General features: G+C 67.5%; 7 protein-coding genes. 3 read left to right on the top strand and 4 right to left on the bottom strand.

Annotated features, from left to right (window positions below):
• Positions 1-84: 84 nt before the first annotated feature.
• The 3 genes from BM140_RS15530 to BM140_RS15520 all read left to right on the top strand — a co-directional run bounded on the left by BM140_RS15530 (position 85) and on the right by BM140_RS15520 (position 2681).
• A protein-coding gene (locus tag BM140_RS15530; RefSeq protein WP_091948107.1) for an IS630 family transposase occupies positions 85-1042 on the top strand; the annotation gives its coding sequence in 2 pieces (ribosomal slippage) (positions 85-435 and positions 437-1042; 957 coding nt in all).
• A gap of 174 nt (positions 1043-1216) precedes the next feature.
• Positions 1217-2074 (top strand): manganese catalase family protein, encoded by an 858-nt coding sequence (locus BM140_RS15525; protein WP_091948104.1) that lies wholly within the window; start codon positions 1217-1219, stop codon positions 2072-2074.
• A gap of 97 nt (positions 2075-2171) precedes the next feature.
• A complete protein-coding gene (locus tag BM140_RS15520) occupies positions 2172-2681 on the top strand; it encodes a ferritin-like domain-containing protein (RefSeq protein WP_091948101.1) in 510 nt (169 codons plus the stop codon).
• Positions 2682-2780: 99 nt separating this feature from the next.
• On the opposite strand, the gene lpdA is transcribed toward BM140_RS15520, so the two are convergent.
• Genes lpdA through BM140_RS15500 form a run of 4 tightly spaced genes read right to left on the bottom strand, consistent with a single transcriptional unit; the run spans position 2781 to position 6850 of the window.
• Positions 2781-4220, bottom strand: coding sequence for a dihydrolipoyl dehydrogenase (gene lpdA, locus BM140_RS15515; protein WP_091948098.1), 1440 nt, complete (start codon positions 4218-4220; stop codon positions 2781-2783).
• Between the two features lie 41 nt (positions 4221-4261).
• Positions 4262-4858: a hypothetical protein gene (locus tag BM140_RS15510; RefSeq protein WP_091948097.1), complete on the bottom strand. Its 597-nt coding sequence runs from the start codon at positions 4856-4858 to the stop codon at positions 4262-4264.
• A 9-nt stretch (positions 4859-4867) separates the two neighbouring features.
• On the bottom strand, positions 4868-6271 hold the full coding sequence (locus BM140_RS15505) for a pyruvate dehydrogenase complex dihydrolipoamide acetyltransferase (protein ID WP_091948095.1): 1404 nt from the start codon (positions 6269-6271) through the stop codon (positions 4868-4870).
• A gap of 3 nt (positions 6272-6274) precedes the next feature.
• On the bottom strand, positions 6275-6850 hold the full coding sequence (locus tag BM140_RS15500) for a Uma2 family endonuclease (protein WP_091948093.1): 576 nt from the start codon (positions 6848-6850) through the stop codon (positions 6275-6277).
• Positions 6851-6898: the final 48 nt, after the last annotated feature.

Raw genomic sequence — 6898 nt, 5'->3', positions numbered from 1 at the left:
AAACCTAGAGCGTCGTGTCTGAAATTGGAATCGCGGGTTGCAGAGGCGGGCATGGCCTGATTCCCTCCAGCTTGGAGGTGGATCATGGGCGAATGCTACTCGCTGGACCTTCGTGAGCGGATCACCCGATTTGTTGAGGAAGGCCACTCACGGCGCGAGGCAGGGCGCCGGTTTGCCGTCAGCGCCAGTTGCGCGGTCAAGCTGGCGCAGCGCCAAGCGCGAACCGGGTCGGTGGCGCCCGCCCGTCAGGGGCGACCCAAGGGCGGCGGCAAATTAGCTCCGGTGGCCGATTTCCTGATCGCAGCGGTCGAGGCCACGCCCGACATCACCCTGCCGGAACTGGCCGAGACCCTGCGGAGCGAGCGCGGCGTAACGGTCACGCCGGGCGCGCTGTCGCGCTTCCTCTGCCAGCGCGGCTTCACGTATAAAAAAAGCCCTGATGGCCGCCGAGCGCGGACGCGCACCGATCCCTGAGGATCGCCACGAGTGGCGCATCAAGCGCCAGCCGCTGATGCGGGCGGCCTGTCATCGCCTCGTCTTCCTCGACGAGACCGCCGTCACCACCAAGATGACCCGCCTGCGCGGGCGCAGCCGCAAAGGCACCCGGCTGCACGCCAAGGCGCCGTTCGGCCATTGGGGCACGCAGACCTTCATCGCCGGTCTACGCTGCGACCGGCTGAGTGCGCCTTGGGTGATCGACAAGGCGATGAACCGAGCGGCCTTCGAGACCTACGTCGAGACCCAGCTCGCCCCGACCCTGAACAAGGGCGACGTCGTCATCCTTGACAATCTCTCCGTCCACAAGAGCTCCAAGGCTGCCGCCTGTCTGAAGCAGCGCGGCGCCTGGTTCCTGTTCCTGCCGCCCTACTCGCCCGACCTCAATCCGATCGAAGAGGCCTTCGCCAAGCTCAAGGCCCACCTGCGCAAGGCCAAGGCACGCACCTTCGATGCACTCTGGCGTGCCATCGGCGACATCTGCGGCTTGTTCGAGCCCCAGGAGTGCCGCAACTTCCTCAAGGCCAAGGGATATGCGTCCGATTAAAGGTTCGATGCTCTAGGTTAAGGCGTTCGCCATCCAGATAAACATATGTTCTGCGGTCTCGCCGTCATAGGCTTATTCTGAACAATCCGCGATCCGGGTGATTTCCCCGCCATCGAAGACGCCGCCCCGGCCGGCCGCTTCGCATGGTTGACCCGATAAGAGGGATCGCGCCCGATGTATTATCACGACAAGCGTCTGCAATATCCGGTTCGGGTCGATAGCCCGGACCCGATCTACGCCCGCATGCTGCAACAGGCGATCGGCGGGGTCGAAGGCGAGATCCGCGTCTGCATGCAGTACTTCTTCCAGGCCTGGGGCAACCGCGCGCCCAATACCAAGTACCGCGACATGCTCCTCCACACCGCGACGGAGGAGATCGGCCATATCGAGATGCTGGCGACTGCGGTCGCGATGAACCTCGAGAACGCCCCGACCAAGGTGCAGGAAGCCGGCGCGGCGGACGCCATCGTCGGCGCCGTGATGGGCGGCGAGAACCCGCGTCACATCGCGGAAGGCATGCTGCACAAGCACCTGCTCTCGTCCGGGATGGCGGCGTTTCCGGGCAATTCCGACGGCGTGCCGTTCGACATGAACCACATCTATGCCAGCGGCAACATCGCGGCGGACATGTATTGCAACGTCGCCGCCGAGGCGACCGGGCGGACCCTGGCGGTGCGCCTGTCGAACGCCACCAACGATCCCGGCATGAAGGACATGTGGTCCTTCCTCATCGCCCGCGACACCATGCACCAGCAGCAATGGTTGGCCGTGGTCGAGGAACTGGGCGGCACCGAGGGGGCGCTTCCGATCCCCAACAGCTTCCCGCAATCCGAAGAGAACCAGACGTACAATTACAGCTTCTTCGCCACGAGCCGCGACGGCACCCCGCCGCCCGAGGGCCGCTGGACCAAGGGCCGCTCGATCGACGGCAAGGGCGAGTTCAACGTCTACCAGGCCGAGCCGATGGGCCAGGAGCCCGTGCTCGGCCCGGCACGCCCCGATAGCGGCGCCGAGACCCAGCAGATCGCGTAACCGATTTTTCGTGACCATCCGGCCGCTTTCGGGTTCCCGCCCGAGAGCGGCCGGAGGCGTCGCCGCTGCACCACATCGAAGATCCGGAGAAACCGCCATGGCCATCGAAGCCCGCGACATCTACGTCACCGCCCTTAAGAACACCCACGCTCTCGAGATGCAGGCGCTTCAGATCATGGAGCGGCAGGTCGAGCGGCTGAAGAACTATCCGGAGATGGAAGAGGCGCTCCGCCGCCACATCGAGGAGACCCACGGCCAGCGCACCCGCCTGGAGGAGGCGCTGCAATCGCTGGGCGACAGCCCGTCGGCGATCAAGGAGGGCTTTCTGGGCTTCGTCGGCAACATGATGGCGCTGGGCCATACGCCGGCTCAGGACGAGATCCTGAAGAACACCTACGCCAACCACGCCTTCGAGAATTTCGAGATCGCGGCCTACCAGTCGCTGCTGACCATCGGCGACGCCGCCGGCCAGGGCGGGAGCCTCACCGGCTTTCGCCAGTCGTTGCAGGAAGAGGAGGCGATGGCCCAGCGCGTGCGCGCGCTGATCGAGCCGACGAGCCGTCGCTACGTCGAGCTGACGCTGGCCGGCGAGCGCGCCGACCGCTGAACCCGTCTCGATCGTCGCGCGTGAATGGGGAAGGGGGCCGGACGCTCGTCCGGTCTCCTCCCCGATGCGCCGAGGGCGCGGTTCCGGGCTGACCGGCGATCAGGTGTGGATCACCCGGCCATACGCGTCGAGCACGCTCTCGTGCATCATCTCGGAGAGCGTCGGGTGCGGGAAGACCGTGTGCATCAGCTCTTCCTCGGTGGTCTCTAGCGTCATCGCCACGACGTAGCCCTGGATCAGCTCGGTCACCTCGGCGCCGACCATGTGGGCGCCGAGCAGCTGGCCGGTCTTGGCGTCGAAGATCGTCTTGACCAGGCCGTCCGGCTCGCCGAGCGCGATCGCCTTGCCGTTGCCCGCGAAGGGGAAGCGGCCGACCTTGATCTGGAAGCCGAGATCCTTCGCTTTCGCCTCGGTGAGGCCGACGCTGGCGATCTGCGGATGGCAATAGGTGCAGCCGGGGATCTTGCCCTTGTCCATCGGGTGGGTGTGCAGGCCCTTGATGGTCTCGATGCAGATCACGCCCTCGTGCTCGGCCTTGTGCGCCAGCATCGGCGGGCCGGCGACATCGCCGATGGCGTAGACGCCCGGCACGTTGGTGCGCCCGAGCCCGTCGGTGACGACGATGCCGCGCTCGATCTTCACCCCGAGCTTTTCAAGGCCCAGATTCTCGATATTGCCGACGACGCCGACCGCCGAGATCAGCTTGTCCGCCGTCAGCTGTTGCGTCTTGCCCTTGTCGTCCTCGACGGTGGCGGTCACCGAGTTGGCGCCCTTCTCGACCTTCGTCACCTTGGCACCGGTGAGGATCTTGATGCCCTGTTTCTCGAAGCGCTTGCGGGCGAGACCGGCGATCTCGGCATCCTCGACGGGCAGGATCTGCGGCAGCAGCTCGATCACCGTCACCTCGGCGCCCATCGTGCGGTAGAACGAGGCGAATTCGATGCCGATGGCGCCCGACCCCATCACCAAGAGGCTCTTGGGCATGCTCTCGGGCACCATCGCCTCGTAATAGGTCCAGATCAGCTTCTTGTCGGGCTCGATGCCGGGCAGCACGCGCGGCCGCGCCCCGGTGGCCACGATGATGTGCTTCGCCTGATAGCTGCCCGCGCCCTTGGCGCCCTTCGGGGCCTCCGAGCGTCGGGTCTCCTTCACGGCGACGGTGCCGGGCGTGTTGCCCTTCGGCGCGGCCTCGATGGTGCCTTCGCCCCAGATCACGTCGACCTTGTTCTTCTTGAGCAGCATGCCGACGCCGCCGTTGAGCCGGCCCGACACGCCGCGCGAACGCTTGACGATGGCGGCGGCATCGAAGCCGACGTTATCGGCCTTCAGCCCGTAATCGGCGGCGTGCTGCATGTAGTGGTAGATCTCGGCCGAGCGCAGCAGCGCTTTGGTCGGGATGCAGCCCCAGTTGAGGCAGATGCCGCCGAGATGCTCGCGATCGACCACCGCGGTCTTGAAGCCGAGCTGCGCCGCGCGGATCGCGGTGACGTAGCCGCCGGGCCCGGCGCCGATGATGAGGACGTCGTAGGTTTCGGCCATGATGCGCTCCGTCTCACTCGACGCCGCAGCGCCGGTCCATCTCAAAGGGCGCCGGCCCGCTTGCGCAGGTCGGTCAGGGTGGTGCGCTCCGGCGGCAGCACGAAGGGCACCTCGGTTTTGCGGCTGAGGCCGAACACGTCGCCGTCAGCCCTCTCCAGGCTCATGGTCGCGAGCGCCGCACCCGGCACGCATCGCGTTCCGCCGCGCTTCCCGTCGAACGCGTTCACGCTCCCCGGTCCGTAGGTGAAGCAGACGCTGGTTTCGCTGACAGGCCGACCGGCATAGGGGCGATACGCGCCGGTCTCCTCGAACGTCCAAGTCCCGCGCAGCACGACCGGATTGCCTGGAAACCACAAATAGACCGATCCGTCGGCCGCCATGTAGCTGACCTGAACCCCGCGGTCGGCCGCATTGACGAGCCGCGTCTTGCCGACGAACGACGTTTCGGCCTCCGCCCGCGATAGGGGCTTCACCAGCGGCTCGCGCATGCCAGCGGCTTGGCGCGCTTCGGCGACCTTCGCCTCGTTCGTCGCCCGATCCTCCGCCGACATGCAAGCCGACAGGAGGCTGAGCAAAATCACGGCCAGCCCGCGGCACGGAATGGCCGCCGCGGACGCTCTTGCGCGATCGATCGGCATGGCCCGGTACTAGACCAGCATCCCCATCGGGTTCTCGATCAGGCCCTTGAACGCCGAGATCAGTTCGGCGCCCAGCGCGCCGTCGAGGACGCGGTGGTCGCAGGAGAGGGTGCAGGTCATGGCCTGCACCACCGCCGGGGCGCCGTCCTTGACGACGACGCGCTTCTCGCCCGCGCCGACCGCCAGGATGGTCGATTGCGGCGGGTTGATCACCGCGGTGAAGTGCTTGATCCCGAACATGCCGAGGTTCGACACCGAGGTGACGCCGCCCTGGTACTCCTCGGGCTTCAACTTCTTGGCCCGGGCGCGGGCGGCGAAATCCTTCATCTCGCCGGAGATCGCCGAGAGCGTCTTCTGGTCGGCCTTGCGGATGACGGGGGTGAACAGCCCGCCGTCGATGGCCACCGCCACGCCGACCTCGGCGTGCTTGAAGCGCAGGATGCGGTCCTCGGCCCACACGGCGTTGGCCGCCGGCACGCGGGTGAGCGCGACGCCCATCGCCTTGATGACGAAGTCGTTGACCGAGAGCTTGAACAGCGGCTTGCCGTCCTTGTCCTTGCCGGCCGAGGCGTTCAGCGTCTCACGCAGCTTCATCAGCGCGTCGAGTTCGCAATCGACCGTGAGGTAGAAATGCGGGGCCACCTGCATCGCCTCGGTGAGGCGCTTGGCGATGGTCTTGCGCATGCCGTCGAGGGGCACTTCCTCGTAGGCGCCCTTTTCGTAGAAGCCCTTGACCTGCTCGAGGCTGAGACCGGCCGGAGCCCCGCCCGCCTGCGTCGGCTTCGGGGCGGGCGCGGGCGCCTTCACGGCGGGAGCCTCGGCGGCCTTGGCGGGTGCGGCGGCGCCGGCCTTGGCGGTGCCGCCTTCGATGGCCGCCTGCACGTCCTTGGCGATGACCCGGCCGCGCGGACCGGAGCCCGTGATGCCGGCGATGTCGATATCGCCTTGCTTGGCGATGCGGCGGGCGAGCGGCGAGGAGAACACGCGGCTGCCGGCCTCGGCCGGATGCGCCGTGCCGCCGGGCTTGGCGCCCTCCGGGGCGGTGTCGACGCGGGCGTAGGAGGCATGCGCCCCGTCCGGCGCGGCGTTCTCGTCGGGCGTGCCCTTCGGCTCGACCGGGGCGGTCTTCGCGGCCCCGCCGGTGGCGGCCTGGACGCTGCCCGGATCCTCGCCCTCCTCGGCGATGAGCGCGATCAGCTCGTTGACCGGCACGTCGGCCGTGCCTTCGGCGACGAGGATCTTGGCGAGCACGCCCTCATCGACCGCCTCGACCTCCATGGTGGCCTTGTCGGTCTCGATCTCGGCGATCACGTCGCCGGACTTGATCGCGTCGCCCTCCTTCTTCAGCCACTTGGCGAGGTTGCCCTTCTCCATGGTCGGCGAGAGGGCGGGCATCAGGACGTTGATCGGCATGTCTCAGGCCTCGGGCGAAGCGAAGGGGAAAAGGTCGTCGAGCGGGAAGGGAACCGCGTCGAAGGGTGGGGCGGCCACAGACTCGCCGCGCGCCGCCGTGCCGGTCAGGAGCCACTGCCCGGCGGTGAGGGTAAAGCTTTCGAGGACGCCGCCCGCGAGATCGAGCAGCCAGAGATAAGGAATCCCGGCCTCGGCGTAGATCCGACGCTTTGGTCCCCGGTCGAGCCCGGCCGTGGAGGGCGAGAGGATTTCGCAGACCCAATCCGGCGGCGTCTCGATATAGGCGGTCTCCGGCTCGGTCCGCATCCGCTCGATGCGCCAGCCGGCGACGTCTGGCGCCACGACATGGGGACCGAGATGAAGTTCGGGCTCGGTCATGAAAATCCAGCCGCCCGGTCCACCGCGGCCAAGTCCGAACGGGGGCTCCAGTTCACCGGATAGACGCGAGGCCGCCGCCACATGCCTCGGACGCGGCCGCGGATGCGTTTCCAGCACCCCATCCACGATCTCGGCCACGAGATGTTCGGGCACGGCTTCGAGGTCGGCGTAGGTAGCGCGGCGGGGGGCGGCTTCGGCCATGGTCACGGCCTCCGCTGGACCGGCACGAGGGAGGGGCGAATTGAGGCG

It is taken from the genome of Methylorubrum salsuginis (assembly GCF_900114375.1).
Taxonomy (GTDB): domain Bacteria; phylum Pseudomonadota; class Alphaproteobacteria; order Rhizobiales; family Beijerinckiaceae; genus Methylobacterium; species Methylobacterium salsuginis.
This window is presented reverse-complemented; position numbering and strand designations above follow the sequence as displayed.